Source organism: Pseudomonas sp. MYb541 (assembly GCF_037479595.1).
GTDB classification, from domain to species: Bacteria; Pseudomonadota; Gammaproteobacteria; order Pseudomonadales; family Pseudomonadaceae; genus Aquipseudomonas; species Aquipseudomonas canadensis.
Genome location: NZ_JBBGYS010000008.1, coordinates 101836 through 127767 on the forward strand (window position 1 = coordinate 101836; position 25932 = coordinate 127767).

Here is a 25932-nt window from a genome sequence, read left to right on the forward strand (position 1 = left end):
CCGGCTCCTACAAAGGGTAGTGTCAGGCTGATACGCCGGCGTCTGCCAACAGCCCGATCTCCTCGATCGCCGTGATCGCGCACTGCTCATCAATGTCCGACGTATCCCCGCTGATCCCGATCGCCCCCAGCACCGCGCCTTCCTGATTTCGAATCAATACCCCACCCGGCGCAGGCACCACGCTGCCCTGCCCCAAACTGTTCAACGCCGCGATAAACGCCGGTCGCTGCTGCGCGTCCAGCGCCAGCAGGCGTGAACCCTTGCCCAGGGCTATCGCGCCCCAGGCCTTACCGATGGCGATTTGTGGGCGCAGCAGGCTGGCACCGTCTTCGCGTTGCAGGGTGATCAAGTGGCCGCCGCTGTCGAGCACGGCGATGGTCAGCGGTGCAGCGGAGATGGTGCGCCCTGCACTGAGGGCCTGGCTGGCCAGTTGAGTGGCGAGTTTCAAGGTTAAAGCGCTCATGGTGCCGTCCTTCTTTTGTTATTGGGAAAGCGGTGGAGGTCTGAATGATCAGATGCTCGATCAAACAAATAGAACACAATGACTTTTGATTTTGTATACAATATTTTCGCACAAAGGCTCCATACGTCGAAAAAAGCCGTTCCGACGAACGCATAGGCCAGTTTATAAAATGCATTGACCTACGCCGCTCGCCGTGAATACACTTTGTCCAGACACCACTTGTATACAATTACAAAACGCAAGAGGCACCAATATCATGAGCAAAATGAGAGCAATCGAAGCCGCCGTCCTGGTGATGCGTCGCGAAGGTGTGGACACCGCCTTCGGTATCCCAGGCGCCGCGATCAACCCGCTGTATTCGGCCTTGCAGAAAGTGGGTGGCATCGATCACGTCCTTGCTCGCCACGTTGAAGGCGCCTCCCACATGGCCGAGGGTTACACCCGCACCAAGGCCGGCAATATCGGCGTGTGCATCGGCACCTCGGGCCCGGCAGGCACTGACATGGTCACCGGCCTGTACAGCGCCTCGGCCGACTCGATCCCGATCCTGTGCATCACCGGTCAAGCGCCCCGCGCCCGGATGCACAAGGAAGACTTCCAGGCCGTGGACATCACCAGCATCGTCAAGCCGGTGACCAAGTGGGCAACCACCGTCCTGGAACCTGGCCAAGTGCCGTACGCCTTCCAGAAAGCCTTCTATGAAATGCGCTCCGGCCGCCCAGGCCCGGTGTTGATCGACCTGCCGTTCGACGTGCAGATGGCCGAGATCGAATTCGACATCGACGCCTACCAACCCCTGCCCCTGGCCAAACCACTGGCCACCCGCGTGCAGGTGGAAAAAGCCCTGGCGCTGCTGGACCAGGCCGAGCGCCCACTGCTGGTCAGCGGTGGCGGCGTGATCAATGCCGACGCCAGCGAATTGCTGGTTGAATTCGCTGAACTGACCGGCATCCCGGTGATCCCGACCCTGATGGGTTGGGGCACCATTCCGGACGATCACCCACAGATGGTCGGCATGGTCGGCCTGCAGACGTCCCACCGTTATGGCAACGCGACGATGCTCAAGTCGGACGTGGTGCTGGGCATCGGTAACCGTTGGGCCAACCGCCACACCGGTTCGGTCGAGGTGTACACCGAGGGCCGCAAGTTCATTCACGTCGACATCGAGCCGACCCAGATTGGCCGCGTCTTCACCCCGGACCTGGGTATCGTGTCCGACGCCGGTTCTGCGCTGACGATGCTCATTGAAGTGGCCCGCGAGTGGAAAGCCGCCGGCAAGCTCAAGGACCGCAGCGCCTGGCTCAATGACTGCCAGCAACGCAAAGCCACCCTGCACCGCAAGACCCATTTCGACAACGTGCCGGTCAAGCCACAGCGCGTGTATGAAGAAATGAACCAGGTGTTCGGCAAAGACACCTGCTACGTCAGCACCATCGGCCTGTCGCAGATTGCAGGCGCGCAGTTCCTGCACGTGTATAAGCCACGCCACTGGATCAACTGCGGGCAGGCCGGCCCGTTGGGTTGGACCATCCCCGCCGCCCTCGGCGTGGTCAAGGCTGACCCGAGCCGCAAAGTGGTGGCGCTGTCCGGCGACTACGACTTCCAGTTCATGATCGAAGAACTGGCCGTGGGCGCACAGTTCAAGCTGCCGTACATCCACGTGGTGGTGAACAACTCCTACCTCGGCCTGATCCGCCAGGCTCAGCGCGGGTTTGAAATGGACTACTGCGTGCAGCTGTCCTTCGACAACCTCAACGCCCCGGAACTCAACGGCTATGGCGTGGACCACGTGGCCGTCGCCGAAGGCCTGGGTTGCAAGGCCTTGCGTGTGTTCGAACCGAGCCAGATCGCGCCGGCCCTGCGCCGCGCCGAGGAAATGATCGAAGAATTCAAGGTTCCGGTGATCGTTGAGATTATTCTGGAGCGCGTGACCAATATTTCCATGGGCACCGAGATCAACGCCGTCAACGAATTCGAAGATCTGGCCTTGGTCGGCAACGATGCGCCGACTGCCATTTCCCTGCTCGATTAAGGAGAACCTTATGCCGCGTTTCGCCGCCAACCTGTCCATGCTGTTTACCGAACAGGACTTTCTTGCCCGTTTCAAAGCGGCCGCCGATGCGGGCTTCGAAGGTGTCGAGTACCTGTTCCCCTATGAATTCAGCTCTGCCGAAATCAAGGCGCAACTCGACGCCCACGGCCTGACCCAGGTGCTGTTCAACCTGCCGGCCGGTGACTGGGCCAAGGGCGAACGCGGCCTGGCCTGCCACCCGGACCGGGTCGAAGAATTCCGTGCCGGGGTCAAGCTGGCGATCGCCTACGCCCAGGTGCTGGGCAATACCCAGATCAACTGCCTGGCGGGCATCCGGCCACAAGGCGTTGACGACGAAACCCTGGAAAAAACCTTCGTCGCCAACCTCAAGTACGCCGCTGAAAAACTGCAAGCGGTGGGCATCAAGCTGGTGATGGAAGCGATCAATACCCGCGACATCCCAGGCTTCTACCTGAACAACACGGCGCAAGCCCTGTCGATTCGCGAACAGGTGGGCAGCGCCAACCTGTTCCTGCAGTACGACATCTATCACATGCAAATCATGGAAGGCGACCTGGCCCGCACCATGGCCGCGCACCTGGGTGAGATCAACCACATCCAGCTGGCGGACAACCCAGGGCGCAACGAGCCGGGTACCGGTGAGATCAACTACCGCTTCCTGTTCGAACATTTGGACCGCATCGGCTACACGGGTTGGGTCGGCTGTGAATACAAGCCGTTGACCACCACCGAAGCGGGTTTGGGTTGGTTGAAGACCCACAACGCCATCTAATAAAAGAGGATTCTTTCATGGCTAAAATCGGATTCATCGGCACCGGCATCATGGGCCAACCCATGGCCGCGAACCTGCAGAAAGCAGGTCACCAACTGTTCCTCTCCGAGCACCATGGCAAGGCGCCGCAAGCGCTGATCGACGCAGGCGCCGTGGCCCTGGCCAACCCGCAGCAAGTTGCGCAGGAAGCCGAGTTCATCATTGTGATGGTCCCGGACACCCCGCAGGTCGACGACGTACTGTTCCGCAAAGACGGCGTCGCCGCCGGCCTGTCGCCGAACAAGGTGGTGATCGACATGAGTTCGATCTCTCCCACCGCCACCAAGGCGTTCGCCGCCAAGATCAACGAGACCGGCGCGCAGTACCTGGATGCACCTGTGTCCGGTGGTGAAGTCGGCGCCAAGGCCGGCACCCTGAGCATCATGATCGGTGGCGAGCCGCAGACCTTCGAACGCGCGCTGCCGCTGTTCCAGGCCATGGGCAAGAACATCACGCTGGTGGGCGGCAATGGCGATGGCCAGACCGCCAAGGTCGCCAACCAGATCATCGTGGCGCTGAACATCCAGGCGGTGGCGGAAGCACTGCTGTTCGCCTCCAAGAACGGCGCCGACCCGGCCAAGGTGCGTGAAGCGCTGATGGGCGGATTTGCTTCGTCGAAAATCCTCGAAGTGCATGGCGAGCGCATGATCAAGGGCACTTTTGACCCGGGCTTCCGCATCAACCTGCACCAGAAGGACCTCAACCTGGCGTTGGCCGGTGCCAAGGAGCTGGGGATCAACCTACCGAATACCGCTGGTACGCAGCAGGTGTTCAGCACATGCACGGCGATTGGCGGCGGCAATTGGGACCACTCGGCGCTGATCAAGGGCCTGGAACATATGGCGAATTTCTCGATTCGCGAGAAGTAAGTGCTTACTTGAAATGCAATCCAGTGTGGGAGCTGGCTTGCCTGCGATAGCAATCTTGCAACTAGACATTCATTGCCTGATACACCGCTATCGCAGGCAAGCCAGCTCCCACATTTTGGTCCCTATTCCAAGCCTCATACCTAATAACAAGAATCCCCCGGGAGCCCGCTTATGTCGGTCGATCCGCAACATCTGCTTCGCGAGCTGTTTGCCACAGCCATCGACGCCGCCCACCCCCGGCAAGTCCTTGAACCCTACCTGCCCGCCGACCGCAGCGGCCGTGTGATCGTGATCGGTGCCGGCAAAGCCGCCGCCGCCATGGCGCTGGTCGTGGAGAACTGCTGGCAGGGCGAAGTTGCCGGCCTGGTCGTCACCCGCTACGGCCACGGCGCGCCGTGCAAGACAATCGAAGTGGTCGAAGCCGCTCACCCAGTGCCCGATGCTGCCGGCCTGGCCGTGGCCCAGCGCGTACTCGCGCTGATCAGCAACCTGACGGAAGACGACCGCGTAATCTTCCTGTTGTCCGGTGGTGGCTCTGCGCTGCTGGCGCTGCCCGCCGAAGGCATCACCCTGGCCGACAAACAGGCCATCAACAAAGCCCTGCTCAAATCCGGCGCGACCATCGGCGAGATGAATTGCGTGCGCAAGCACCTTTCGGCCATCAAGGGAGGTCGACTGGCGAAAGCGGCATGGCCCGCGACGGTCTATACCTACGCGATTTCCGATGTGCCCGGCGACCAGGCCACGGTGATCGCGTCCGGCCCCACGGTCGGCGACCCGAGCACCTCGCAACAAGCCCTGGCGATTCTCAAGCGGTATGGCATCGAAGTCCCCGCCGCGGTTCGCAGTTGGTTGCAAAACCCGGCCTCGGAAACCGTCAAGCCCGGCGACCCGGTGCTCGCCCGCAGCCACTTCCAATTGATCGCCCGCCCCCAGCAATCCCTTGAAGCTGTGGCGGTAAAAGTCCGTCAGGCCGGTTTCAGCCCGTTGATCCTCGGCGACCTGGAAGGCGAAGCACGGGACGTGGCCAAGGTGCACGCCGGTATCGCCCGACAGATCGTGCAGCACGGCCAGCCGCTGGCGGCGCCGTGCGTGATCCTCTCCGGCGGCGAAACCACCGTGACCGTGCGCGGCAATGGCCGTGGCGGGCGCAATGCGGAATTCCTGTTGAGCCTCACCGACAGCCTCAAGGGCCTGCCCGGCGTGTACGCCCTGGCCGGTGACACCGACGGTATCGACGGCTCGGAAGACAACGCCGGCGCGATCATGACGCCATGCAGCTATTCGCGCGCCGAAGCCCTCGGACTGTCGGCCAGCGATGAGTTGGATAACAACAACGGCTACGGCTATTTCGCCGCCCTCGACGGTTTAATCATCACCGAGCCCACGCGCACCAACGTCAACGACTTCCGCGCCATCCTGATCCTTGAGACTGCCAAACATGACGCCTGACAAGAAGGTCAAAATCCTCGCCACCCTGGGCCCCGCCACCGACGGTATCGACGACATCCGCGAGCTGGTGGAAGCCGGGGTGAATATCTTCCGGCTCAATTTCAGCCACGGCGACCACGCCGACCATGCCCAACGCTACCAATGGATTCGCCAGGTCGAGCGCCAGCTGAATTATCCGCTGGGCATCCTCATGGACCTGCAAGGGCCGAAACTGCGCGTCGGACGCTTTGTCGAGGGCAAGGTGCAACTGGTGCGCGGCCAGGCGTTGCGCCTGGACCTGGACGAAACACCGGGCGACCAGCGGCGGGTCAACCTGCCTCACCCGGAAATCATCGCGGCGCTGGAGCCCGGCATGGACCTGCTGCTGGACGACGGCAAATTGCGCCTGCGGGTGATCACCAAACATGCCGACGCCATCGACACCACCGTGCTGAATGGCGGCGAATTGTCGGACCGCAAAGGCGTGAACGTCCCACAAGCACTGCTGGAACTGAGCCCACTGACCGCCAAGGATCGGCGCGACCTGAGCTTCGGCCTGGAACTGGGTGTGGACTGGGTGGCGCTGTCGTTCGTGCAGCGCCCGGAAGACATTCGCGAAGCCCGCGAGCTGATCGGCGACAAGGCGTTCCTCATGGCCAAGATCGAGAAACCCTCGGCCGTGCAGCGCCTGCAGGAAATCGCCGAACTGAGCGACGCGATCATGGTGGCCAGAGGCGACCTGGGCGTGGAAGTTCCCGCCGAGAGCGTGCCGCAGATCCAGAAGGACATCATCAGCACCTGCCGCCAACTGGGTAAACCGGTGGTGGTGGCGACGCAGATGCTGGAGTCGATGCGCTTCTCGCCGGCGCCAACCCGTGCCGAAGTCACCGATGTCGCCAATGCCGTGGCCGAAGGCGCGGACGCGGTGATGCTGTCGGCGGAAACCGCGTCCGGCGAATACCCGCTGGAAGCCGTGCAGATGATGAGCAAGATCATCCGCCAGGTGGAAAACGGTCCGGATTACCAGGCGCAACTGGATGTCAGCCGGCCGAAGGCGGATGCCACGGTATCGGACGCCATCAGCTGCGCGATCCGCCGTATCAGCAGCATCCTGCCGGTGGCGGTGCTGGTGAACTACAGCGAGTCGGGCAGCTCCAGCCTGCGCGCGGCGCGGGAACGGCCGGTAGCGCCGATCCTCAACCTCACGCCCAACCTGTCCACGGCGCGGCGGTTGAGCGTGGCGTGGGGCGTGCATTCGGTGGTCAACGATCGGCTGCGCCAGGTGGATGAGGTGTGTTCCACCGCGCTGGAGATCGCCCAGGCGCAGGGGATGGCGGAGCGTGGGGATACGTTGGTGATTACGGCGGGGGTGCCATTCGGGCAGCCTGGGTCGACCAACTCTTTGCGTATAGAGACGTTGATCTAGCGCCTGTTCGGGCCCCATCGCGGGCAAGCCCGGCTCCCACATTTTGATCTGCGAACACAGTCAAATGTGGGAGCTGGCTTGCCTGCGATGGGGACAACTCAGTCTCACTGACTAACCACCATGCACAATCCCACCTGCCCCGACTGGGCCGAAGCGCTGCTCAACGGCTTCAGTCAGATCTTCCTGCAACGCCAGCCGCTGTGCGGCCTGCTGTGCCTGCTGGCGATCCTGATCGGCGCGCCGACCTTGCTCGGCGGCGCCTTGTTGGGTGGCGTCGCGGGCTTGCTCACGGCCCAGCGCCGGGGCTATCCCAAGGCCGAGCGCCAGGCCGGGCTGTATAGCTACAACGGCGTGCTGCTGGGCTTGTTGATCAGCCAGCACTTCGCCTGGTCGGCCTTGCTGCCGCCGCTGATCCTGGCGTGCGCAGGTTTGAGCGCGATCCTGACGCGGCAATGGTTGAAACGCGCCAGCCAGCCCAATGACCTGCCGGCCTATACCGCGCCTTTTGTCGGCCTGGGCTGGTTGCTGCTGGGCACGGTGCCGGAGAGCACATTTGTCCTGAGCGAACCCGACTCCTTGGCTATCCTCAACGCGCCTTTTACCGGGCTCGCGCAAATCATGTTGTTGGATCAGCCGGTGTCGGGCGCGCTGATTGCGCTCGGCCTGTGGCTAGCCAACCGCCGCGCCGCCACCTGGGCCTTGATCGGCGCCAGTGTCGGCGTGTTGATTGCGCTGTGGCTGGACGAACCCGCCAGCGCCCTCCTCGGCCTGCACAGCTACAACCCGGCGCTGGCAGCCCTGGCGTTGAGCCAAGTACGTCGCCAGCCCTGGCTGCCGCTGCTGGGCATCCTGCTGGCGATCACGCTCACACCCGGCTTCGCCGCCCTGCACCTGCCTGCGTTGACCGCGCCGTTCATCCTCGCCTGCTGGCTGGTGCGTGCAGGCGCTCGGGTGTTGCGCAAACCCTGCATGGACAGCCCCTTCGAATCCCCCTAGGCTTGCTTGATATCAGTTTCAGGCGGGAATTATGGACAGCAACAACGACTGGCGCCAACGGCTCTACGTCATGATTTTCCAGAGTGACACCACGGCCGGGCGGCGCTTTGACGGCATCTTGCTGCTGATCATCCTCGCCAGCCTGGTGATCGTGATGCTCGACAGCATCGACCAGATACACCAGAACTACGCCGATGTGCTGGCCTATATCGAATGGGGCTTCACGCTGATCTTCCTGATCGAATACGGGTTGCGCCTGTATTGCTCGCCGAAGCCGTTACGCTATGCCTTCAGCTTTTATGGGCTGGTGGATTTGCTTGCCATCGTCCCCGGCATCCTCGCGCTGTATTACAGCGACGCGCAGTACCTGCTGATCATCCGCATCATTCGGATGTTGCGGATCTTCCGCGTGCTCAAGCTCAGCCCGTACCTCAAGCAGGCCAACTACCTGATGGCGGCGCTGCGCGGCAGCAAGCAGAAGATCGTGGTGTTCCTGGTCAGCGTGTGCACCCTGGTGACCGTGTTCGGCACCTTGATGTACGTGATCGAAGGCCCGGAGCATGGCTTTACCAGCATTCCCAAGGGCATCTACTGGGCCATCGTGACCCTGACCACCGTTGGCTTTGGCGACATCGTGCCAAAGACGCCGCTGGGCCAGGTGATCTCGTCGCTGGTGATGATCACCGGTTATTCGATCATTGCCGTGCCCACCGGGATTTTCACCGCTGAACTGGCGAGTGCCATGCGCGGCGAACAGCTGCAAACCGACTGCCCAGTGTGCAAGAAGAACAGCCATGAGCCGAATGCCGCCTTCTGCTCGCGTTGCGGGAGTAACCTTTTCCGTAAAGTGGAATAAGCAAAGTACGTTTTAATCTTTAAACGTCTATGCGGCGCCCGCTATAGTCGCTGGCAAATTGCCCCTACTCAATCGACCACCTTCTCGAACAACAAGGAATGAGCAGTGAAAAAACTCGTTAGCGCCTCCCTCCTGGCCGCCGGCCTTGCCCTGGCGGGCGCCGTCCAGGCCGCCCCCGTCACACTGCTCAACGTCTCCTACGACGTGATGCGCGATTTCTACAAGGACTACAACGCTGCGTTCCAGAAGCACTGGGAAGCCGAGCACCCGAACGACAAACTGACCCTGCAGATGTCCTTCGGCGGCTCCAGCAAACAAGCGCGCTCGGTGATCGACGGTCTGCCGGCTGACGTGATCACCATGAACATGGCCACCGACATCAACGCGTTGGTCGACAACGGCAAACTGGTGCCGGACAACTGGGTCACCCGCCTGCCGAACAACAGCGCACCGTTCACCTCCGCCACCGTATTCATCGTGCGCAAAGGCAACCCGAAAGCACTGAAAGACTGGCCGGATCTGTTGAAAGACGGCGTGCAGGTGATCGTGCCCAACCCGAAAACCTCGGGTAATGGCCGCTACACCTACCTGTCGGCCTGGGGCTATGTGCTGAAGAACGGCGGCGACGAAAACAAAGCCAAGGCCTTTGTCGGCAAGCTGTTCAAACAGGCCCCGGTACTGGACACCGGCGGCCGTGCCGCCACCACGACTTTCATGACCAACCAGATCGGCGACGTGCTGGTGACCTTTGAAAACGAAGCGGAAATGATCGCCCGTGAATTCGGCCGCGATCAGTTCGAAGTGATCTACCCAAGCGTCTCCGCCGAAGCTGAGCCGCCGGTGTCGGTGGTCGACAAAGTGGTCGAGAAGAAAGGCACCCGCGTGGCGGCTGAAGACTACCTGAAGTACCTGTGGTCGGCGGAAGGCCAGGAAATTGCGGCCAACAACTACCTGCGTCCACGTGACCCCAAGGTGCTGGCCAAGCACACCGACCGCTTCCCGAAAGTCGACTTCCTGTCGGTTGAGAAGACCTTTGGTGACTGGCGCACGGTGCAGAAGACCCACTTCAATGATGGTGGGGTGTTTGACCAGATCTACTCCGGTCAATAACTGAATAAACGCGGTAAAACAGTGGGAGCGGGCTTGCTCGCGAATGCGGTGTGTCAGTCAACAGATTCATTGGCTGATCCACCGCATTCGCGAGCAAGCCCGCTCCCACATTTGGTTCTGCGCCAGACTTTACATTGGCGGTGTCACACCATCTTTACCGGCTGAGATGGCCTGCGCGGTAATGGTCCCATCCGCCCCCTGCGCCGCAAACAACACCACCTTTACCCCCGCCTTGAGCAAACTGCGATCCCCCGGCTCCAGGTTGACGATCGGCACATCCTCCGGCACCACGATCTTCTGTTCGCCGCCTTTGTACTTCACGGTCAAGGTGCGCCCGTTGCTCACGACTAGGTCGCCGACGGTGCCGTTGGTCATGCTGCTGCCTTCTTTGAGGTCGAATGCGCGATGCCCGTCGCCCGTGCCGGCCATGGCCGGTGGAAACACGTGCACTTCCAGCGCCGTCAGGCTGCCATCGGCGTTGGGCATGGCGGCGGAGCCGATGTAGCTGCCCGGCTTGATCTCATCGATCTTGGCCAGGGTGACTGCGCGCACCTGGGTGGCCGGGGTGAGGTGCACGATGACCTCCTCACCGCTATTGACCTTGACGTGCATCGCATCGCCCTCCATCGCCGTAATGGCGCCGCGTACACCTACGCGCGGGGCTTCGGCAGCCTGGGCCAGGCCCACGGCCATGGCGGCGGCGAGCGTGGAAGCCAGGAGCATTTTGTTCAACGTGATTTTCATGACCATCAATTTCCTGTTTCGGCAGTTATGCCTGAATGTATCATCACCCTTCGCGCAGAAAGTTAACGATTCACTCATCATTACCGGGCATGAGTGTTATCACTGCCAGCGGCCTACCCGGGCTACGGTGTTGTCTTTAGGCTCGCCCCACTTTCCTTCGCATTTATGAGAACACCATGAACGCTACCTCCCACGCTACAACCACCATGACCCGGAGCATGGTGATGCTGTTTGCGTTTTGCTGCGGCGCCATTGTTGCCAATATCTACTATGCACAACCGATCATCGAGCTGATCGCGCCGGACATCGGCCTTACGCCTGCGATGGCCAGCCTGATCGTCTCCTTGACGCAGATCGGTTACGCCCTGGGCCTGTTTTTCCTGGTGCCACTGGGTGACCTGTTGGAAAACCGCAAGCTGATGATCGCCACCACCGTACTGGCCATCGCCAGTCTGTTGGGTGCGGCATTTACCGAGCAGCCGAATCTGTTCCTGTTGGTATCGCTGCTGATCGGTTTCAGTTCGGTGTCGGTGCAGATCCTGATCCCGCTGGCTGCGCACCTGGCACCCGCCGAATCCCGTGGCCGCGTGGTCGGCAGCATTATGGGTGGCCTGTTGCTCGGCATCCTGTTGGCTCGGCCGGTGTCCAGCGTGGTGGCGGACCACTTCGGCTGGCGCGCGATGTTCATGGCGGCGGCGGCGTTGATGGCGTTTATCAGTGTGGTGTTGCTGATCACCATCCCCAAGCGCCAGCCCGACCACAGTGCCACCTATGGCCAGTTGCTGCGCTCCCTCGGCACCTTGTTGCGTGAGCAGCCGGTATTGCGCCAACGGGCGTTTTATCAGGGTTGCATGTTCGCCACCTTCAGCCTGTTCTGGACCGCTGCCCCACTGGAGCTGGCGCGCAACCACGGATTGAGCCAAAGCGAGATCGCGCTGTTTGCCCTGGTCGGCGCGCTGGGCGCCATAGCCGCGCCCATCGCCGGCCGCCTGGCCGATGCCGGCCATACCCACCGCGCGTCGTTGCTGGCCATGCTGTTTGCGGCACTGAGTTTTCTGCCGGCCTTCGTGCACCCGTTGTACAGCGTGATTGGCCTGGCCGTGACCGGAGTGGTCCTGGACTTCTGCGTGCAGATGAATATGGTGCTGGGCCAACGCGCCATCTACGCGCTCGACGCCAACAGCCGCAGCCGCCTGAACGCGCTGTACATGACCAGCATCTTCATCGGCGGCGCCTTCGGCTCCGCGATTGCCAGCAGCGTGTATGAACACGGCGGCTGGCTGGGCGTGATGCTGGTGGGCAGCGCGTTCCCCTTGATCGCGCTGCTGCGGTTCGTGAGTGCTTCACGTCAGGCCACGGTTGCCACTGCTTGAGGGACCGGAATTCCTTTGTAATTGAAACACTCGACAACACAAAGGCCCGGGCGGCATCGCGTTGTTTTGACGAGAGAAAAACAAAATCTAAAACAGCACCTCTCGCTCAACTACGCGGTTTTCCCAACGGTCAGGACATATCCTTAAACCTTCCTCAGGACCGCACCAGCTTCTCCAGCGCGGCATCCGCCAGGAAGGAGGAGCGGCTCTTGACCTTGTGCTCACGCACATACCGGTCGATACGCTGGATGACGTAACCGGGCAAGGTCACATTGACCTTCTCGGTCTTGCCCAGGTAGGGCGAGATGTCCAACTCCAACATCCCCCAGCCCATGCCGGCGTAGTCCTCGTGCGTGTGATGGTTGGCCACCGACGTCGGCATCGGAATCGGCCCGCCTTCTGCGGCAATCTCTTGAAGCATGATGTGCGCGACTTCCACTGCGGCGTTGTAGGCCTCTTCAAAACTGTCCCCGGCGGTGACTGCGCCTGGGATATCGGGGATCTGGATACCGGTGGCGGTGAAGTCATCGCCCCATTCGATACAGATTGGGTATTGCATGAATGTTCTCCTTAAAACTGAAACAAGCCGGCGCGCTTCCTGATGCTTCTGACGGTGCCCAGCGGCAAGTCCTTCTTTGGATGGGGCACTGGAATGGTGTAAGGGCTATAGCGATGAGTAAAAATATGATGACTTTCCGTGACCCGATCCAGCATCCAACCTGCCTCTTGCAGTTCCTTGATCAATAACCTGCTTTGCACCCGAGCCTCCTTGGCTTGGCCTGAATAAACGTAACCCTAGAGTTATCTTTACTCAAGCACAAAATTCACACCCCTGACTGACGGCTGTTTTACTGAATATTGAAAGTACAACACGGGAAACGCATGACACCGGCAGCCCATCGCCTTAGGCTTGAGCGCCGCCCAGCCAACAGGAACACCCGATGGACCGTCTCACTGCCATGGAAACCTTCGTTCACGTCGTGGAGACCGGCTCCTTCTCGGCCGCTGCCAAGCGCCTGGGCATCGGCCAACCCGCCGTGTCCAAAAGCATCGCGCAATTGGAAGCACGCCTGGCCGTGCGGTTGGTGTTGCGCTCGACCAGGGGCCTGACGCCCACCGAGGCAGGCCTGGCGTTTTTCGAAAAAGCCAAGAGCGCGATATTCGAAGCCGACGAAGCTGACGAGGCCGCCCGGGGCGCGGGCGCAGGATTAACGGGCAACCTGCGGGTCAGCGCCGGCGTGACATTCTCCCGTATGCGGATCATTCCCAACCTGGGACCCTTCCTTGACCAGCACCCTGGCCTGAACATCGACGTGTTGCTCGACGACCGCATCCTCAACCTGGTTGAAGACGGCATCGACGTCGCCCTGCGTATCGGCAACTTGAGTGATTCCGGTCTCACTGCTCGCCGGCTTGGCCAAAGCCCAAGCCGGGTGTTCGGCACACCGGCCTACTTCGAACGTTTCGGCGAGCCACAAAGCCCAGCGGATATCCTCAACCACCAGGCCGTGATCTACAGCCTCGGGGAGAGCCCGCTCTGGCCCTTCAAACAAGGCCCTCACGAGCAGGCCATAGCTGCTCGCGGGCGCTTGCGCGTCACGTCTTCCGAAGGCTTGCGCGCTGGCGTGCTCGCTCACCACGGCCTAGCGATGACGTCCGAATGGATGTTCGGCCCGGAATTGACCAGGGGTGAGGTGAAAGCCGTGTTGACCGACTGGGAACTCCCGCCGAAGGATCTCTGGGCAGTGTTGCCGACAGGTCGAATGCCAAGTGCCAAGGCCAAGGCGTTTATCGAATACGTTGAAGGGCTAATGGCGTAGCGCCGGCAAGCCGGCTCCTGCGGGGTTGGAGGGTGTTCAGATGATCCGGCCATCCCAGCCGACCGTGACATGCAGTGGCAATTCACAGCGATGCTCCAGCAACCACGCATCCAACGTATGCCCCACATGGGTCAGCACCCCCAATTGCGCACCGGTTTCCTCAATGCTCTGTAACGCCAGCGTCAGGTCATTGTGATTTCGCGGCGCTTGCGGCTGCGGCGGCATGGAGCAATCCAGCACCAGCACGTCCAGCGGTTCGCGTTGCAACCAGGCCAAGGTCTCCGGTGGCAGGCCGACCGTGTCAGTGAGGTAAGCGATGCGCCGCCCTTCGCCTTCCAGCAAGTAACCCAACGTCAGTCTGGAATGCTGCAACGGCAACGCTGTGACGCTCAACTCGCCAAACTGGCGTGTTTCAAATGCGGCAAAGGGCTGGCTGAAATCCAGGATGCCCGGATGCTTGTACAAGTCCGACAACCCCTCCGGATCCGCTGGGCCGTGCACCGGAATCACCCACCCGTGCCCCCAGCGCAGGTGCAGCAAACCCTGGGCATGATCGGCGTGGTAGTGGGTCTGGAAAATCCCGTTGAAGCTGCGCGACGGGAAGCGTTCGGTGAGGTCGGGCAAACCGCTGTCGATCAGCCAGCGCTGGTCGCCGCATTCGATCAGCGCACTGCACGGGCGGCGGCGCAGTCTTTCGTCGCTGCGCGCCAGACCGCACGCGGGGCATTCGCAGCCGTACACCGGGACTTGCCGCGCGTCACCGGTGCCGAGCAGCGTCAGGCGCATGCCGAGTGCCCGTGGTCGAGGCAGCACAGCAGGCGTTCGACTGTATGTTCCAGCGGCCCGGAGTTGTCCAGCATGAACAACCCCGCCCCATGCCCCGCGATCAACTCAGCGGTGAACCGCGTATTGCGTGCCAGACGCTCCTCGATATCCGCCAGGGCCTCACGCCCGCGTGCGATCAAACGCTGGCGCAACACCGCCTGATCTACCGTCAACAGCAACGCCAGCGACGTCGGATAACGCGCGCGCGTCTGTGCCAAGTGCGCGCGCGAACCGTTGACCAGCACGTCGTCCCCCGCCGCCAGCCACTCGTCGATCTCCTTGGGAATGCCATAGGACAAGCCATTCGCCTGCCAGCTGAGGGCAAATGCACCCTCGGCCTGCAGCGCGGCGAACTGCTCCCGGCTGACCCCTTGCGCCGCCTCGCCCACCGCTTCCGCCGAGCGGGTGATAACGCGGCGCACGACGCGGCAACCGCGCTCGGCCAGGCGTGGGCGTGCAGCATCCAGCAGGCTGTCCTTGCCCGAGCCGGAGGGCCCGATGAGATAGATCAACCTGCCTGCCATCAAAACACCCTCTTCGCTTGTCGCCATACTTGTTGCACCACAGGCAGCCCTTCGCGGCTGCGGGCCTGGACCAGGTCGGCACGCAGGCCGATGGCGATTTCGCCGCGATCGCTCAGGCCGGCAGCTTTTGCCGGCGCCAGGCTGATCATCTTGACCGCTCGCGACAGGTCGCCGCCGTCCTGCTGGTCCGCCAGCACGAAGGCCGCCTGCAACAGGCTGGCCGGGTAATAGTCGCTGGAAAGTATATCCAGCAATCCCTCGGCCGCCAGGCCGGCGGCGGCCACATTACCCGAGTGCGACCCGCCGCGCACCACGTTCGGCGCGCCCATCAACACTTTCATGTCCAGCGCCTGGCAGCCCTTCGCCGCTTCCAGGGTGGTGGGGAATTCGGCGATGCTCGACGATGGCGGCGCGATAACGGTCGCTGTACGCCAGGGAGTTGGCCTTTTGCAGCACGATGAACGCGTCCATGGTTTCGTCGTTCAGGTGGTACTTGCCCATGTAGTACTCACGGTACTTGGATTCGAGCACGAACTGGCGCTGGCCCGGCGAATGGTCCATCACCGAGACCAGTTGCACCAGCGGGTTTTCCACCAGGTCGCGGAACACGCTGAGGGTGTCCGGGTGGCACAGCTCGCAACGCAGGTGCAGGCGGTGCTCGGCACGGGTCAGGCCGGCGCCTTCCGCCTGGGCGATGGCATCGAGCATCGCCGGCAGTTTCTTCATGCGGTTGCCCTTGGGGTTCACGTCGCCGATGGATACCGCGTCAAACACCGTGGTGATGCCCGCTGCGATGATCTGCGCATCGTGGCTGAGCACGGCCGAGGTCGACGGCCAGTCCACGCCGGGGCGCGGAAATGGCTGCGGCCTTCGGCAAGGTCGACGATCTTGCCGTCGCGCAGCACCATCGAACCGAGGAACATGCGATCAGCCGTGACAATCTGGGCATTACTGAGGATCTGTTCAGCGGGCATGGGCGTATTCCTCTGCGGCAACGGGCGTGGGGGGCGCTGGGCTGCGCAGCAGCCCCAGTAAGGCCACCGTGTTCATTCAGGCAGAACGCGTCGCCAGGTTTTGGGGCTGCTGCGCAGCCCAGCGCGGGGCAAGCCCGCTCACCACAACAGCCCTGCTCACCACAACATAGGCATGAAAAAGGCGACCCGAAGGTCGCCTTTTGTCATTGTGCGTATTGCTTGCTCAGTCCCGGCGGCACGCCTTGCACGTCGGTCTCTTCCCACGGCCCGTTCGGGCTGATCGAGCGGCTCCAACCGTTGCTCCAGCGGTAATACGTGCGCTGGCGGTAGAAGGTGTCGGGCTGTTCGTCCAGCACATACACCTGCATCTTGCCGTCCCAGTGGCTCACGGCGCCCGGTGGTGGGGCGAAGGTCGGCGATTTGGTCGGCACGGGTTTCGGTGCTGGAGTCACCGGGCCCGAGGGCTTGGTGCTCGGCTGGGTCGACGGGCCTGACGGTGGGATGGTCGGGCCGGTGGGCGCGGGAGGTGGGCGGTGGACCGCACAAGCGCTCAGGCCGAGTACCAGGCTGAGCAAGGTGATGCGTGCAAATGCGGTCATAGGCGTTTCCTCGATTACTTGTCCGGACTGTCGATGGTCAACTGCTGCACGGCAGTGGTACTGCTGGCCAAGGGTTGGCTGCGGCCGATCCATTCGCCAGCGGTCGGAACACCGGCCCGGGATATGCGCGCAACCAGTTGGACTTCGGGGAAGTTCGACAGTTTCAACTGCGGCATCATCGCGTCGGCATCACCCAGTTCGACGGTGATCGGCAGTTCGCCAACCGTGACGCGCTTTGCCGCCAATGGCGCCGGTGGGCCGGAGACCGCGCGGGCGAAGATGAATACGCTGTCAGTGGGCAGGGCTTTGGCCTTCACGTCGGCGCTCAGATCCACCCGAACTTTCATCGCGGCTTTTTGAGGGGCGACGGTGCCGCCGTTTTCTTTCAGCTTCTCAGCTGCGCGATCAATGCCACCTTGCAGGGCTGCACGGGAATTGTCTTCCGGTGGCAGTTGCGCCAACAGCCGGTTCCAATAGTCGATCGCTTCCTGATAACGCTGGCCTTCAAACGCCGCGATACCGAGCAGACCAAGGCTGGTGACTTCCTTCGGATCCAGCTTCAACGCTTCATCGGTCAGCGCCTGAACCTTGGGCGACCACTGTTTATTGTCGGCAAAGTATTGCGCCTGGGCCCATTGGCCGAGCAACTCCGGCTGGCGCCCGGCAAGGGCCACGGTGCGTTCGAAGACCTTGGCCGCATCGGCGGAACGGTCCTGGGCCATGTAGGCGCGACCGAGGAAGTACAGGCCTTCCGCCGAGTCCGGCTGGGCGGCGGCGGCGCGTTCCAGGCGCTGGGTCATGTCTTCCATGGACACCGGCGGTTGGGAGAATTCACGGGTCAGTTCAACCTTGTCGCTGGCGCCGTAATGCAGGTACAGCGCAACGCCCAGGACAGGCACCAAAAACGCCGCCAAAAATGGCAATGGCTTGCCCAGGCGCGATTCGCGCGGTTTTTCCACGCCTTCGGTGTCGGCCAGCAATTCGCGGGCGGCTTCGGCGCGGCCCGTGTCGAGTTGAGCGGCGTTGAGCACGCCTTCGTCCTGCTGCACTTGCAACTCGGCCACACGTTCTTGGTAGAGCGCAACGTTCAGCGCGGTGCGATCCTCTTCACGCTGGGCACGACGGCCGCGCAGTACAGGGATCAGCAGGAAACTCAGGGCAATTAGAAGCAGCAAGCCGGCTGCGAGCCAGAAATCAATCATCAGTCTTGGTGTCCAGCAATTGGTCGAGGCGTTTACGCTCATCTAAGGACAGCGCGTCGGAACCGTCAGTCGGCGCGGCGCGACGGCGGCGCACGATCACCGCCATCACCACCACGCCCGCCAACAACAGCCCGGCAGGGCCGAACCAAAGCAGCGCGGTCTTGCCGGTGAGCGCCGGCTTGTAGCGCACGAAATCACCGTAGCGGTCGACCATGAAGTCGATGATCTGCTGGTTGTTCTTGCCCTCCCCCAGCATGCGGAAAATCTCTTTGCGCAGGTCGGCGGCGATGGGCGCGTTGGAGTCGGCGATGTCTTGGTTCTGGCACTTGGGGCAGCGCAGTTCCTTGGTCAATTCGCGAAAGCGCTCGCGGTCACCGTCCTTGGCGAATTCGTAGGTGTCGATGGCGGCGTGGGCGACGCCGGCCAACCCCAGCACCAGCACCGCAGCGGCTAACAGACGCTTCATGGCTTGGCCTCATCGACCAGCGCCTGGTACTTGGCAGCCAGTTGCTCGCGCCACACCACCTCGTCGATCACGCCGACGTACTTGTCGCGGATCACGCCTTTGGCATCGATGAAGAAGGTTTCCGGGGCGCCATAGACGCCGAGGTTCAGGCCGAGGTTGCCGTCTTCATCGCGGATATCCAGCTGGTACGGGTTGTGGAACTCGGCCAGCCACTTCAAGGCCGCCGCATTGTCGTCCTTGTAGTTGATGCCGTAGATCACTACGCCCTTCTCAGCGAGCTTATTCAGCACCGGGTGTTCGACGCGGCAGGAGATGCACCAAGTGCCCCACACGTTGACCAGTGCCGGTTTGCCCAGCAGGTCGGCCTGGGTCAGGGTTTTGTCGCCCTGCACGGTCGGCAGCGAAAACGCTGGGAACGGTTTGCCGATCATCGCCGAAGGCAGCTCGGCCGGGTCCAGGTACAGACCGCGGTAAAGGAACACGGCCACCAGCAGAAACATCGCCAGCGGCACTACCATTAACCAACGTTTCATACCGCCGCTCCTTGCAGGCCCAGCGCTTCACGCACCCGGCTCTTGACCTTGACCCGATAACGCCGGTCCAGCGCGGCCAGCAAACCACCGAAACCGGTGAGCAGGCCGCCGAACCAGATCCAACGCACGAATGGTTTGACGTGCACGCGCACGGCCCAGGCGCCGTCGCCCAAGGGTTCGCCCAACGCCACATACAGGTCGCGGGTGAAACCGGCGTCGATGCCGGCTTCGGTCATCATCGAACTCTGCACGGTGTACAGGCGTTTTTCCGGGTGCAGCACAGCGATTTCCTTGCCGTTACGCACTACACGAACGGTGCCTTTGTCCGACGTGAAATTCGGCCCTTCGAAGTGCTTGGCACCCTCGAAGATGAAGTGGTAACCGGCCAGGTCCATGGACTCACCGGGTGCCAGGCGCAGGTCGCGCTCGGCGCTGTTCTGGCTGGAGAGCACCACGCCCAGGGCGCACACGGCGATGCCGATATGGGCGATCTGCATGCCCCAATAGCTGCGGGTCAGGCTGGGCAGGCCTTTGATCAGGCCTTTGTGGCGGGTCTTGTCGAAGAGGTCGCGCACGCCAGCCAGCAATACCCAGGCGGCGAGCAGGAAGGTCGCGAGTACGGCCCAGTTGAAGTCGCCGTAGGCAATCCCGGCGATCACCGCCAAGGCCACGCTGCCGAGCAGTACCGGCATCAGCATGCCCGCCAGCCATTTCACCGGGGTGTCTTTCCAGCGCACCAGCACGCCGACGGCCATCACCACCATCAACAAGCCCATCAATGGAATGAACAACGCGTTGAAATACGGCGGGCCCACGGACAGCTTGGCGCCGCTCAGGGCATCCAGTACCAACGGGTACAGCGTACCGAGCAGGATCATCGACGCAGCCACTACCAGCACCAGGTTATTGCCCAACAACAGGGTTTCCCGCGACCACAGGTTGAAACCGACCTGGCTCTTGACCACTGGCGCGCGCAACGCAAACAACGTCAGAGAGCCACCGACCACGAACAGCAGGAAGATCAGGATGAACACGCCGCGCTCAGGGTCGGAGGCGAACGCATGCACGGAGGTCAGCACGCCCGAACGCACCAGGAAAGTGCCAAGCAGACTGAGGGAAAATGCCGCGATGGCCAGCAACACGGTCCAGCTTTTGAACACGCCGCGTTTTTCGGTGACGGCCAGCGAGTGAATCAGCGCCGTGCCCACCAGCCATGGCATAAAGGAGGCGTTTTCCACCGGGTCCCAGAACCACCAGCCGCCCCAGCCGAGTTCGTAATAAGCCCACCAGGAGCCAAGCGTGATACCAATCCCGAGGAACGCCCAGGCGACGATGGTCCACGGCCGCGACCAGCGCGCCCAGGCCGCATCGAGACGCCCGCCGAGCAGGGCGGCGATGGCGAAGGCGAAGGCCACCGAGAAGCCGACGTAACCCATGTAGAGCATCGGCGGGTGCACGATCAGGCCGATGTCTTGCAGCAGCGGGTTGAGGTCATGCCCGTCCGTAGGAATCTGCGGCAGGATGCGGCTGAACGGGTTGGACGTCATGATCAGGAACAGCAGGAAGCCGATGCTGATCATGCCCATCACCGCCAGCACCCGCGCCAGCATGACTTGCGGCAGTTGGCGCGAGAACACCGACACGGCAAAGGTCCAGCCGCCGAGAATCAGCGCCCACAGCAGCAGCGAACCTTCGTGGGCGCCCCACACGGCGCTGAACTTGTAGTACCAGGGCAAAGCGGTATTGGAGTTATTGGCGACGTAGGCGACGGAAAAGTCGTCGGTCATGAAGGCGTAGGTCAGGCAGCCAAAGGCGAACAGCAGGAACGCAAATTGGCCCCAGGCCGCCGGTTGCGCCAGGCTCATCCACAGGCGGTCGCCGCGCCAGGCGCCGAGCAACGGCACCACGGCCTGCACGACGGCAAAGCACAGGGCGAGGATCATCGCCAACTGGCCCAGCTCCGGAATAAACAGTGCGGACGTCATGGCTTAGCCCTCCTTGGCAGGCGTTGGCGCGGATTGGCCGCTGTCTTTCAGGGCCTTGGTGACTTCCGGCGGCATGTATTTCTCATCGTGCTTGGCCAGCACTTCATCGGCCACCACCACGCCGTCGGCGTTGAGCTTACCCAGGGCGACGATACCTTGGCCTTCGCGGAACAAGTCCGGGAGGATGCCGCGATAGGTGATGGTCACGGCTTTGTTGAAGTCGGTGACGACGAAGGTCACGTCGAGGGAATCACCGGAACGCTTCAGCGAGCCCTGCTCCACCATGCCGCCGGCGCGGATCCGCGTATCGACAGGGGCTTCGCCATTGGCGATCTGGGTCGGGGTGTAGAACAGGTTGATGTTCTGCTGCAGGGCACTCAAGGCCAGGGCCACGGCAATGCCGACGCCGGCCAGGATGGCAAGGATGATCAACAGACGCTTTCTACGCAGCGGATTCACTTATCGGTCTCCCGGCGCAGACGACGCGCCTCTTGTTGCAGGTAACGCTTGCGGGCCAGGATCGGCGCGGCGACGTTGAGGGCCAGCACCGCCAGGCAGATGCCATAGGCCGTCCAGACATACAGGCCGTGATGGCCCATGGCGAGAAACTCGCTGAAAGAAGCAAAACTCATGCGCGCGCTCCCAGGCTGTTTTGCACTTCGGCCTTGACCCAGCTGGCGCGGGCTTCACGCTTGAGCACTTCGAGGCGCATGCGCATCAGCAGCACGGCGCCGAAGAAGCAGTAGAACCCCAGCACCATCAATAGCAGCGGCGCCCACATCTCTACCGGCATCGCCGGTTTTTCGGTGAGGGTGAAGGTGGCGCCCTGGTGCAGGGTATTCCACCACTCCACCGAGTATTTGATGATCGGGATGTTGATCACCCCAACAATCGCCAGCACCGCACAAGCCTTGGCGGCGCTGTCACGATTGCTGATCGCGTTGCCCAGGGCAATCAGACCGAAGTACAGGAACAGCAGGATCAACATGGACGTTAGTCGCGCATCCCACACCCACCACGAGCCCCAGGTGGGCTTGCCCCAGATCGCACCGGTGACCAGCGCGACTGCGGTCATCCAGGCGCCGATGGGCGCGGCGCATTGCAGGGCCACGTCCGCGAGCTTCATCTTCCACACCAGGCCGACGATGCCGCACACCGCCAGCATCACGTAGCAGGACTGGGCCAGCATCGCGGCGGGAACGTGGATATAGATGATGCGAAAGCTGTTGCCTTGCTGGTAGTCCGGCGGCGCGAAGGCCAGGCCCCAGACCAGGCCGATGCCGATCAGCAACACGGCGGCGACGCTCAACCACGGCAGCAGCTTGCCGCTGATGCCATAGAACCATTTGGGCGAGCCGAGCTTGTGAAACCAGGTCCAGTTCATTGCTGTTTCCATCACGGTAGCTTTTCGTCGTTGCGAAAAGCTTAGGGTCTTTACTGGTTAAGACAACGCTTAACCAGACCTCATTATTCGCCGACGCTGATCTTCAGGCCGGCCGCTATAGCAAAGGGTGTCAGGGTTACCGCCAGGGCGGTCAGGCTACCAAGCCACAAGAGGTAACCGGTCGCCGGCATGCCCATGAGCGCGGCCTGCAAAGCACCGCTGCCCAGGATCAACACCGGGATATACAAAGGCAGAATCAACAGGGCAAGTAAAAGGCCACCCCGCTTCAAGCCCACGGTCAACGCTGCGCCCACCGCCCCCAACAGGCTGAGCACCGGCGTACCGAGCAACAAGGACAGGAGCAACACCGGCAGGCATTCGACGGGCAAGCCCAGCATCATCGCCAGCAGCGGCGAGAGCAAGACTAGCGCCAAGCCGGAAAAAGCCCAGTGTGCCAGTACCTTGGCCAGTACCAGAAGTGGCAGAGGGTGCGACGAAAGGACCCACTGTTCCAGGGAACCGTCTTCGAAATCACTGCGAAACAGCCCGTCCAGCGAGAGCAGGACCGATAAAAGTGCAGCCACCCACACCAGTCCTGGGGACAAGGTTTGCAACAGTTTAGTCTCGGGGCCGACCGCCAACGGGAACAGCGCGATGACAATCGCGAAGAACACCAGCGGGTTGGCCAGTTCAGCCGGGCGACGGCAGAGCAAGCGTGCTTCACGAGCGACTAACAGGGCGAATACACTCATGCCGACCACCGCCCCAGGTCAAGATCACGGTAGCCGGCGGGCATACGCGTCAACGTGTGGTGGGTCGTGAGAACGACCAGACCGCCCCGCTCGCAATGTTGGGCCAGGTGTTCTTCCAACTGAGCCACGCCTTGTTTGTCGAGGGCAGTGAACGGTTCGTCGAGAATCCACAGCGGCGGGCCCGGCAGATACAGACGCGCCAGGGCCACGCGGCGCTGCTGGCCGGCGGACAAGGTGTGGCAGGGAACGTCTTCAAAACCCTTGAGGCCGACAGCGGCCAGAGCCTGCCAAATGGCGTCGCGCGACGCGCGATGATGCAGGGCGCTGAGCCAACTGAGGTTTTCTTCGGCGGTGAGCACGTCCTTGATGCCGGCGGCGTGGCCGATCCAGATCAAGTTGCGCGCAAGTTCGGTACGTTGTTCGTGGAGGGGCTTGCCATTGAGCCGAACTTCGCCTGCCGTCGGCTGCATCAGCCCGGCCAACAGGCGCAGCAAACTGGTCTTGCCGCTGCCGTTGGGGCCGCTGACCTGCACCATGTCGCCGCCCGCCAGCCGCAGTTCGAGGTGCTCGAACAGCAGGCGCAGGTCGCGTTCACAGGAGAGCGCTACGGCTTCTAGAAGAGGGCTGGTCAAAAGATCGCGGGCCTTTACGGTTCAAGTCGGCGGTGCAGCGGCCGTTAAAGAGAAATGCACAATAACGGCTTTGGCGACCGATTTTAGAGAGCTGGATCAAATAGTTGTGAGGTTTTTACCGCTCTCTTTGCAGACGGGCGGCATTATACATGTGATGCCCTACTCTAAAGAGGGCAATTTCCCCAGAGACCATGCGCGCGATGACCGGTGAGATCAACCTTCCTACGCTTCCACCCGCCCCGGCAGCCGGGCCCGGCCTTGCGCCTGCGGCCGGCGAGTTGCTGAAACTGCTGGAGCCGCAGATCGGCCTGATCGACCCTGGGAAAACCGCGAACGCCGAAGTCATCGCCCTGAAACAAGGCGGTGAAGCCTTTCAGTTGCTGCTCAAGTTGACCCTTGAAGGCGGCCGTCAGACGCTGGTGCAGGCCAGCAGCCCACAGCCGCTGCCGTTGGGCAGCAATGTGGCGGTGAGCCAGACGCCCACCGGCAACCTGACCCTCAGCCTGCAACAGGCCTTGAGCGCCAATGTCGCCGCCCTCACCCGCATCGACACGAACCAGATGCCGGTGGGCTCGCTGCTTCAGGCTAAGGTGCTGACCACCCAGATGTTGCCCCAGGGCACGGCGCAACCGGCGATCTATCGCTCGCTGGTGACCGTGCTCAACAGCGCACTGACCGGCGCGACCCTGACCGTGGAAAGCCCGCAGCCGTTGCGCGTCGGCAGTCTGCTCAGTGCCGTGGTACAGAACGCGCAGACTTTAAGCTTTGTGCCGTTGAGCGGACTCAAGGATCAACTGGCAGTCACCCAACAACTGTCGACCCAGCAAAGTCGCCAGGGCTCGCTGGATGCCGTCTTCACTGCGCTGCAGAACCTGCCACGCGGCGACAGCACTTCCGCCGAGCTGCGCGGCGCCGCCGAGCGTTTACTCGCTGCCCTGCCCGACCTGGCGCAGGTCAGCAATCCCAAGGTACTGGCGCAAGTCATCCAGAACAGTGGTGCGTTTCTGGAAGCCAAGCTGCTCGCCGGGCAAAACCCGCAAATCCCACCGCTGGACATGAAAGGCGCCTTGCTACGCCTGGTCGCCGACTTGCTGCCGGCCCTGCCCGCCAGCACCAACATCAATGCCATCCTCGCCGCCAACACCCTGGCCCAAGTGCTGCCCAACTTCGTGCGCAGCCCTTTGAACACCCTCGGCCAGGTCAGCGCCCGACAGATACCCGCAGGCTTCCCGCTGCCCGAGCGGCTGATGGCGAAACTGGAAGGCGAAGGCGACCTGGAAAACCTGCTGCGCCTGGCCGCTGGTGCCATCTCGCGGTTGCAGAGCCATCAGCTGTCGAGCCTGGAACAGACCGGCACCACCGCCGATGGCCGCCTGCAAACCACCTGGCAGTTGGAGATCCCCATGCGCACGTTGCAAGACATCGTGCCGTTGCAGGTCAAGTTCCAGCGCGAAGAGCCGGCGCCGGACAAGGATCAGCCTGAGCGCAAAGAGAAAAAGGACGCCAAGCAGATGCTCTGGCGCGTCGAACTGGCTTTCGACATGGAGCCGCTGGGGCCGCTGCAGGTGCAGGCGCAATTAAGCCAGGGCAAACTGTCCAGCCAGCTATGGGCCTCGCGGCCGTTCACCGCCAGTTTGATCGAGAGTCACTTGGGCAGCTTGCGCGAGCGCCTGGTGACATCGGGCATCAATGTCGGCGACCTCGATTGCCACCTCGGCACCCCGCCGCGCGGGCCGAAGACCGGACTGGAGCAACGCTGGGTGGATGAAACCGCATGAAAAACGCCAACCCACCGCGCCAGGCGATTGCCCTCAAGTACGACGGCCAGCAGGCACCGACCCTGACCGCCAAGGGCGACGATGCCCTGGCCGAAGCCATCCTGAAGCTGGCGCGGGAAAATGAAGTCCCGATCTATGAAAACGCCGAGCTGGTGAAGCTGCTGGCGCGGATGGAGCTGGGCGACAGTATCCCGGAAGAGCTGTACCGCACGATTGCCGAGATCATTGCGTTTGCCTGGACGCTGAAGGGCAAGTTTCCGGTGGGGTATGACCCGGATGCCGCGCCGGTAGAGCGCGACGTGACCGAACGCGGGGATGACTACTGA

General features: G+C 62.3%; 28 protein-coding genes and 1 pseudogene. 12 read left to right on the forward strand and 17 right to left on the reverse strand.

Going from position 1 to position 25932, the window contains the following annotated elements:
* Positions 1-22 precede the first annotated feature (22 nt).
* The gene (locus WH299_RS07255; protein WP_122725240.1) at positions 23-463 is read right to left on the reverse strand and encodes a heme-binding protein; all 441 of its coding nucleotides are present in this window, start codon (positions 461-463) and stop codon (positions 23-25) included.
* Positions 464-719: 256 nt separating this feature from the next.
* On the opposite strand from WH299_RS07255, the gene gcl reads away from it, so the two are divergent.
* The 8 genes from gcl to WH299_RS07295 all read left to right on the forward strand — a co-directional run bounded on the left by gcl (position 720) and on the right by WH299_RS07295 (position 10015).
* Entirely contained in the window at positions 720-2495 is a 1776-nt protein-coding gene (gcl, locus tag WH299_RS07260; RefSeq protein WP_339549936.1) for a glyoxylate carboligase, read from the forward strand.
* Positions 2496-2505: 10 nt separating this feature from the next.
* Positions 2506-3288, forward strand: coding sequence for a hydroxypyruvate isomerase (gene hyi / locus WH299_RS07265; RefSeq protein ID WP_028615701.1), 783 nt, complete (start codon positions 2506-2508; stop codon positions 3286-3288).
* Complete coding sequence (locus WH299_RS07270; protein WP_323625087.1) at positions 3288-4196, forward strand: 2-hydroxy-3-oxopropionate reductase; 909 nt, start codon at positions 3288-3290, stop codon at positions 4194-4196. Before hyi ends, WH299_RS07270 begins: the two co-directional genes overlap by 1 nt.
* Positions 4197-4367: 171 nt before the next feature.
* Positions 4368-5648 carry a glycerate kinase type-2 family protein gene (locus tag WH299_RS07275; RefSeq protein ID WP_339549937.1) on the forward strand — a complete coding sequence of 427 codons (1281 nt, stop codon included), beginning with the start codon at positions 4368-4370 and terminating at the stop codon, positions 5646-5648.
* Complete coding sequence (pyk, locus tag WH299_RS07280) at positions 5638-7053, forward strand: pyruvate kinase (RefSeq protein WP_323625045.1); 1416 nt, start codon at positions 5638-5640, stop codon at positions 7051-7053. Before WH299_RS07275 ends, pyk begins: the two co-directional genes overlap by 11 nt.
* A gap of 120 nt (positions 7054-7173) precedes the next feature.
* Entirely contained in the window at positions 7174-8049 is an 876-nt protein-coding gene (locus WH299_RS07285) for an urea transporter (protein ID WP_339549938.1), read from the forward strand.
* 31 nt (positions 8050-8080) lie between these two features.
* Entirely contained in the window at positions 8081-8905 is an 825-nt protein-coding gene (locus WH299_RS07290; RefSeq protein WP_339549939.1) for an ion transporter, read from the forward strand.
* Positions 8906-9010: 105 nt separating this feature from the next.
* Positions 9011-10015, forward strand: a complete 1005-nt coding sequence (locus WH299_RS07295) for a sulfate ABC transporter substrate-binding protein (protein WP_323625047.1) — start codon at positions 9011-9013, stop codon at positions 10013-10015.
* Positions 10016-10144: 129 nt separating this feature from the next.
* On the opposite strand, the gene WH299_RS07300 is transcribed toward WH299_RS07295, so the two are convergent.
* Positions 10145-10759 carry a DUF5666 domain-containing protein gene (locus WH299_RS07300; RefSeq protein ID WP_323625048.1) on the reverse strand — a complete coding sequence of 205 codons (615 nt, stop codon included), beginning with the start codon at positions 10757-10759 and terminating at the stop codon, positions 10145-10147.
* A 176-nt stretch (positions 10760-10935) separates the two neighbouring features.
* Between WH299_RS07300 and WH299_RS07305 the strand changes: the two genes are divergently transcribed.
* A complete protein-coding gene (locus tag WH299_RS07305; RefSeq protein ID WP_073859992.1) occupies positions 10936-12132 on the forward strand; it encodes an MFS transporter in 1197 nt (398 codons plus the stop codon).
* A gap of 154 nt (positions 12133-12286) precedes the next feature.
* Here WH299_RS07305 and WH299_RS07310 read toward each other — a convergent pair whose 3' ends face one another.
* Complete coding sequence (locus tag WH299_RS07310; protein ID WP_122555040.1) at positions 12287-12691, reverse strand: type II toxin-antitoxin system HicB family antitoxin; 405 nt, start codon at positions 12689-12691, stop codon at positions 12287-12289.
* 11 nt (positions 12692-12702) lie between these two features.
* Entirely contained in the window at positions 12703-12891 is a 189-nt protein-coding gene (locus tag WH299_RS07315; RefSeq protein WP_339549941.1) for a type II toxin-antitoxin system HicA family toxin, read from the reverse strand.
* A gap of 182 nt (positions 12892-13073) precedes the next feature.
* Between WH299_RS07315 and WH299_RS07320 the strand changes: the two genes are divergently transcribed.
* Positions 13074-13952 carry a LysR family transcriptional regulator gene (locus WH299_RS07320; RefSeq protein WP_122725226.1) on the forward strand — a complete coding sequence of 293 codons (879 nt, stop codon included), beginning with the start codon at positions 13074-13076 and terminating at the stop codon, positions 13950-13952.
* 36 nt (positions 13953-13988) lie between these two features.
* Here WH299_RS07320 and phnP read toward each other — a convergent pair whose 3' ends face one another.
* The 13 genes and pseudogenes from phnP to ccmA all read right to left on the reverse strand — a co-directional run bounded on the left by phnP (position 13989) and on the right by ccmA (position 23828).
* Complete coding sequence (gene phnP, locus WH299_RS07325; protein WP_339549943.1) at positions 13989-14738, reverse strand: phosphonate metabolism protein PhnP; 750 nt, start codon at positions 14736-14738, stop codon at positions 13989-13991.
* On the reverse strand, positions 14729-15301 hold the full coding sequence (gene phnN, locus WH299_RS07330; protein WP_339549944.1) for a phosphonate metabolism protein/1,5-bisphosphokinase (PRPP-forming) PhnN: 573 nt from the start codon (positions 15299-15301) through the stop codon (positions 14729-14731). The genes phnP and phnN overlap by 10 nt, the downstream gene beginning before the upstream one ends.
* A pseudogene (locus tag WH299_RS07335) lies at positions 15301-16275 on the reverse strand (alpha-D-ribose 1-methylphosphonate 5-triphosphate diphosphatase). Before WH299_RS07335 ends, phnN begins: the two are co-directional and overlap by 1 nt.
* A 203-nt stretch (positions 16276-16478) precedes the next feature.
* Positions 16479-16874 (reverse strand): hypothetical protein, encoded by a 396-nt coding sequence (locus tag WH299_RS07340; RefSeq protein ID WP_122725218.1) that lies wholly within the window; start codon positions 16872-16874, stop codon positions 16479-16481.
* A gap of 14 nt (positions 16875-16888) precedes the next feature.
* Entirely contained in the window at positions 16889-18076 is a 1188-nt protein-coding gene (ccmI, locus tag WH299_RS07345) for a c-type cytochrome biogenesis protein CcmI (RefSeq protein ID WP_339549946.1), read from the reverse strand.
* Positions 18069-18542, reverse strand: coding sequence for a cytochrome c-type biogenesis protein (locus WH299_RS07350; RefSeq protein WP_339549947.1), 474 nt, complete (start codon positions 18540-18542; stop codon positions 18069-18071). The genes ccmI and WH299_RS07350 overlap by 8 nt, the downstream gene beginning before the upstream one ends.
* On the reverse strand, positions 18539-19075 hold the full coding sequence (locus tag WH299_RS07355) for a DsbE family thiol:disulfide interchange protein (protein WP_028615686.1): 537 nt from the start codon (positions 19073-19075) through the stop codon (positions 18539-18541). Before WH299_RS07355 ends, WH299_RS07350 begins: the two co-directional genes overlap by 4 nt.
* Entirely contained in the window at positions 19072-21060 is a 1989-nt protein-coding gene (locus WH299_RS07360) for a heme lyase CcmF/NrfE family subunit (RefSeq protein ID WP_122725215.1), read from the reverse strand. The genes WH299_RS07355 and WH299_RS07360 overlap by 4 nt, the downstream gene beginning before the upstream one ends.
* A 3-nt stretch (positions 21061-21063) precedes the next feature.
* Positions 21064-21519, reverse strand: coding sequence for a cytochrome c maturation protein CcmE (ccmE, locus tag WH299_RS07365; RefSeq protein WP_028615684.1), 456 nt, complete (start codon positions 21517-21519; stop codon positions 21064-21066).
* The gene (gene ccmD, locus WH299_RS07370; RefSeq protein WP_010211791.1) at positions 21516-21692 is read right to left on the reverse strand and encodes a heme exporter protein CcmD; all 177 of its coding nucleotides are present in this window, start codon (positions 21690-21692) and stop codon (positions 21516-21518) included. The genes ccmE and ccmD overlap by 4 nt, the downstream gene beginning before the upstream one ends.
* Positions 21689-22444: a heme ABC transporter permease gene (locus WH299_RS07375; protein ID WP_028615683.1), complete on the reverse strand. Its 756-nt coding sequence runs from the start codon at positions 22442-22444 to the stop codon at positions 21689-21691. Before WH299_RS07375 ends, ccmD begins: the two co-directional genes overlap by 4 nt.
* Before the next feature lie 83 nt (positions 22445-22527).
* Positions 22528-23196 carry a heme exporter protein CcmB gene (gene ccmB / locus WH299_RS07380; protein WP_003189951.1) on the reverse strand — a complete coding sequence of 223 codons (669 nt, stop codon included), beginning with the start codon at positions 23194-23196 and terminating at the stop codon, positions 22528-22530.
* Positions 23193-23828, reverse strand: a complete 636-nt coding sequence (gene ccmA / locus WH299_RS07385) for a cytochrome c biogenesis heme-transporting ATPase CcmA (RefSeq protein ID WP_122686721.1) — start codon at positions 23826-23828, stop codon at positions 23193-23195. Before ccmA ends, ccmB begins: the two co-directional genes overlap by 4 nt.
* 200 nt (positions 23829-24028) lie before the next feature.
* On the opposite strand from ccmA, the gene fliK reads away from it, so the two are divergent.
* Positions 24029-25606 carry a flagellar hook-length control protein FliK gene (fliK, locus tag WH299_RS07390; protein WP_339549959.1) on the forward strand — a complete coding sequence of 526 codons (1578 nt, stop codon included), beginning with the start codon at positions 24029-24031 and terminating at the stop codon, positions 25604-25606.
* Positions 25603-25932, forward strand: a complete 330-nt coding sequence (locus tag WH299_RS07395) for an EscU/YscU/HrcU family type III secretion system export apparatus switch protein (RefSeq protein ID WP_122725205.1) — start codon at positions 25603-25605, stop codon at positions 25930-25932. The genes fliK and WH299_RS07395 overlap by 4 nt, the downstream gene beginning before the upstream one ends.

Coding starts and splice junctions, on each gene's coding strand:
- WH299_RS07255 (WP_122725240.1), bottom strand. CDS start 463: ATGAGCGCTTTAACCTTGAAACTCGCCACTCAACTGGCCAGCCAGGCC.
- gcl (WP_339549936.1), top strand. CDS start 720: ATGAGCAAAATGAGAGCAATCGAAGCCGCCGTCCTGGTGATGCGTCGC.
- hyi (WP_028615701.1), top strand. CDS start 2,506: ATGCCGCGTTTCGCCGCCAACCTGTCCATGCTGTTTACCGAACAGGAC.
- WH299_RS07275 (WP_339549937.1), top strand. CDS start 4,368: ATGTCGGTCGATCCGCAACATCTGCTTCGCGAGCTGTTTGCCACAGCC.
- pyk (WP_323625045.1), top strand. CDS start 5,638: ATGACGCCTGACAAGAAGGTCAAAATCCTCGCCACCCTGGGCCCCGCC.
- WH299_RS07285 (WP_339549938.1), top strand. CDS start 7,174: ATGCACAATCCCACCTGCCCCGACTGGGCCGAAGCGCTGCTCAACGGC.
- WH299_RS07290 (WP_339549939.1), top strand. CDS start 8,081: ATGGACAGCAACAACGACTGGCGCCAACGGCTCTACGTCATGATTTTC.
- WH299_RS07300 (WP_323625048.1), bottom strand. CDS start 10,759: ATGAAAATCACGTTGAACAAAATGCTCCTGGCTTCCACGCTCGCCGCC.
- WH299_RS07305 (WP_073859992.1), top strand. CDS start 10,936: ATGAACGCTACCTCCCACGCTACAACCACCATGACCCGGAGCATGGTG.
- WH299_RS07310 (WP_122555040.1), bottom strand. CDS start 12,691: ATGCAATACCCAATCTGTATCGAATGGGGCGATGACTTCACCGCCACC.
- WH299_RS07320 (WP_122725226.1), top strand. CDS start 13,074: ATGGACCGTCTCACTGCCATGGAAACCTTCGTTCACGTCGTGGAGACC.
- phnP (WP_339549943.1), bottom strand. CDS start 14,738: ATGCGCCTGACGCTGCTCGGCACCGGTGACGCGCGGCAAGTCCCGGTG.
- phnN (WP_339549944.1), bottom strand. CDS start 15,301: ATGGCAGGCAGGTTGATCTATCTCATCGGGCCCTCCGGCTCGGGCAAG.
- WH299_RS07340 (WP_122725218.1), bottom strand. CDS start 16,874: ATGACCGCATTTGCACGCATCACCTTGCTCAGCCTGGTACTCGGCCTG.
- ccmI (WP_339549946.1), bottom strand. CDS start 18,076: ATGATTGATTTCTGGCTCGCAGCCGGCTTGCTGCTTCTAATTGCCCTG.
- WH299_RS07350 (WP_339549947.1), bottom strand. CDS start 18,542: ATGAAGCGTCTGTTAGCCGCTGCGGTGCTGGTGCTGGGGTTGGCCGGC.
- WH299_RS07355 (WP_028615686.1), bottom strand. CDS start 19,075: ATGAAACGTTGGTTAATGGTAGTGCCGCTGGCGATGTTTCTGCTGGTG.
- WH299_RS07360 (WP_122725215.1), bottom strand. CDS start 21,060: ATGACGTCCGCACTGTTTATTCCGGAGCTGGGCCAGTTGGCGATGATC.
- ccmD (WP_010211791.1), bottom strand. CDS start 21,692: ATGAGTTTTGCTTCTTTCAGCGAGTTTCTCGCCATGGGCCATCACGGC.
- WH299_RS07375 (WP_028615683.1), bottom strand. CDS start 22,444: ATGAACTGGACCTGGTTTCACAAGCTCGGCTCGCCCAAATGGTTCTAT.
- ccmB (WP_003189951.1), bottom strand. CDS start 23,196: ATGAGTGTATTCGCCCTGTTAGTCGCTCGTGAAGCACGCTTGCTCTGC.
- fliK (WP_339549959.1), top strand. CDS start 24,029: ATGACCGGTGAGATCAACCTTCCTACGCTTCCACCCGCCCCGGCAGCC.
- WH299_RS07395 (WP_122725205.1), top strand. CDS start 25,603: ATGAAAAACGCCAACCCACCGCGCCAGGCGATTGCCCTCAAGTACGAC.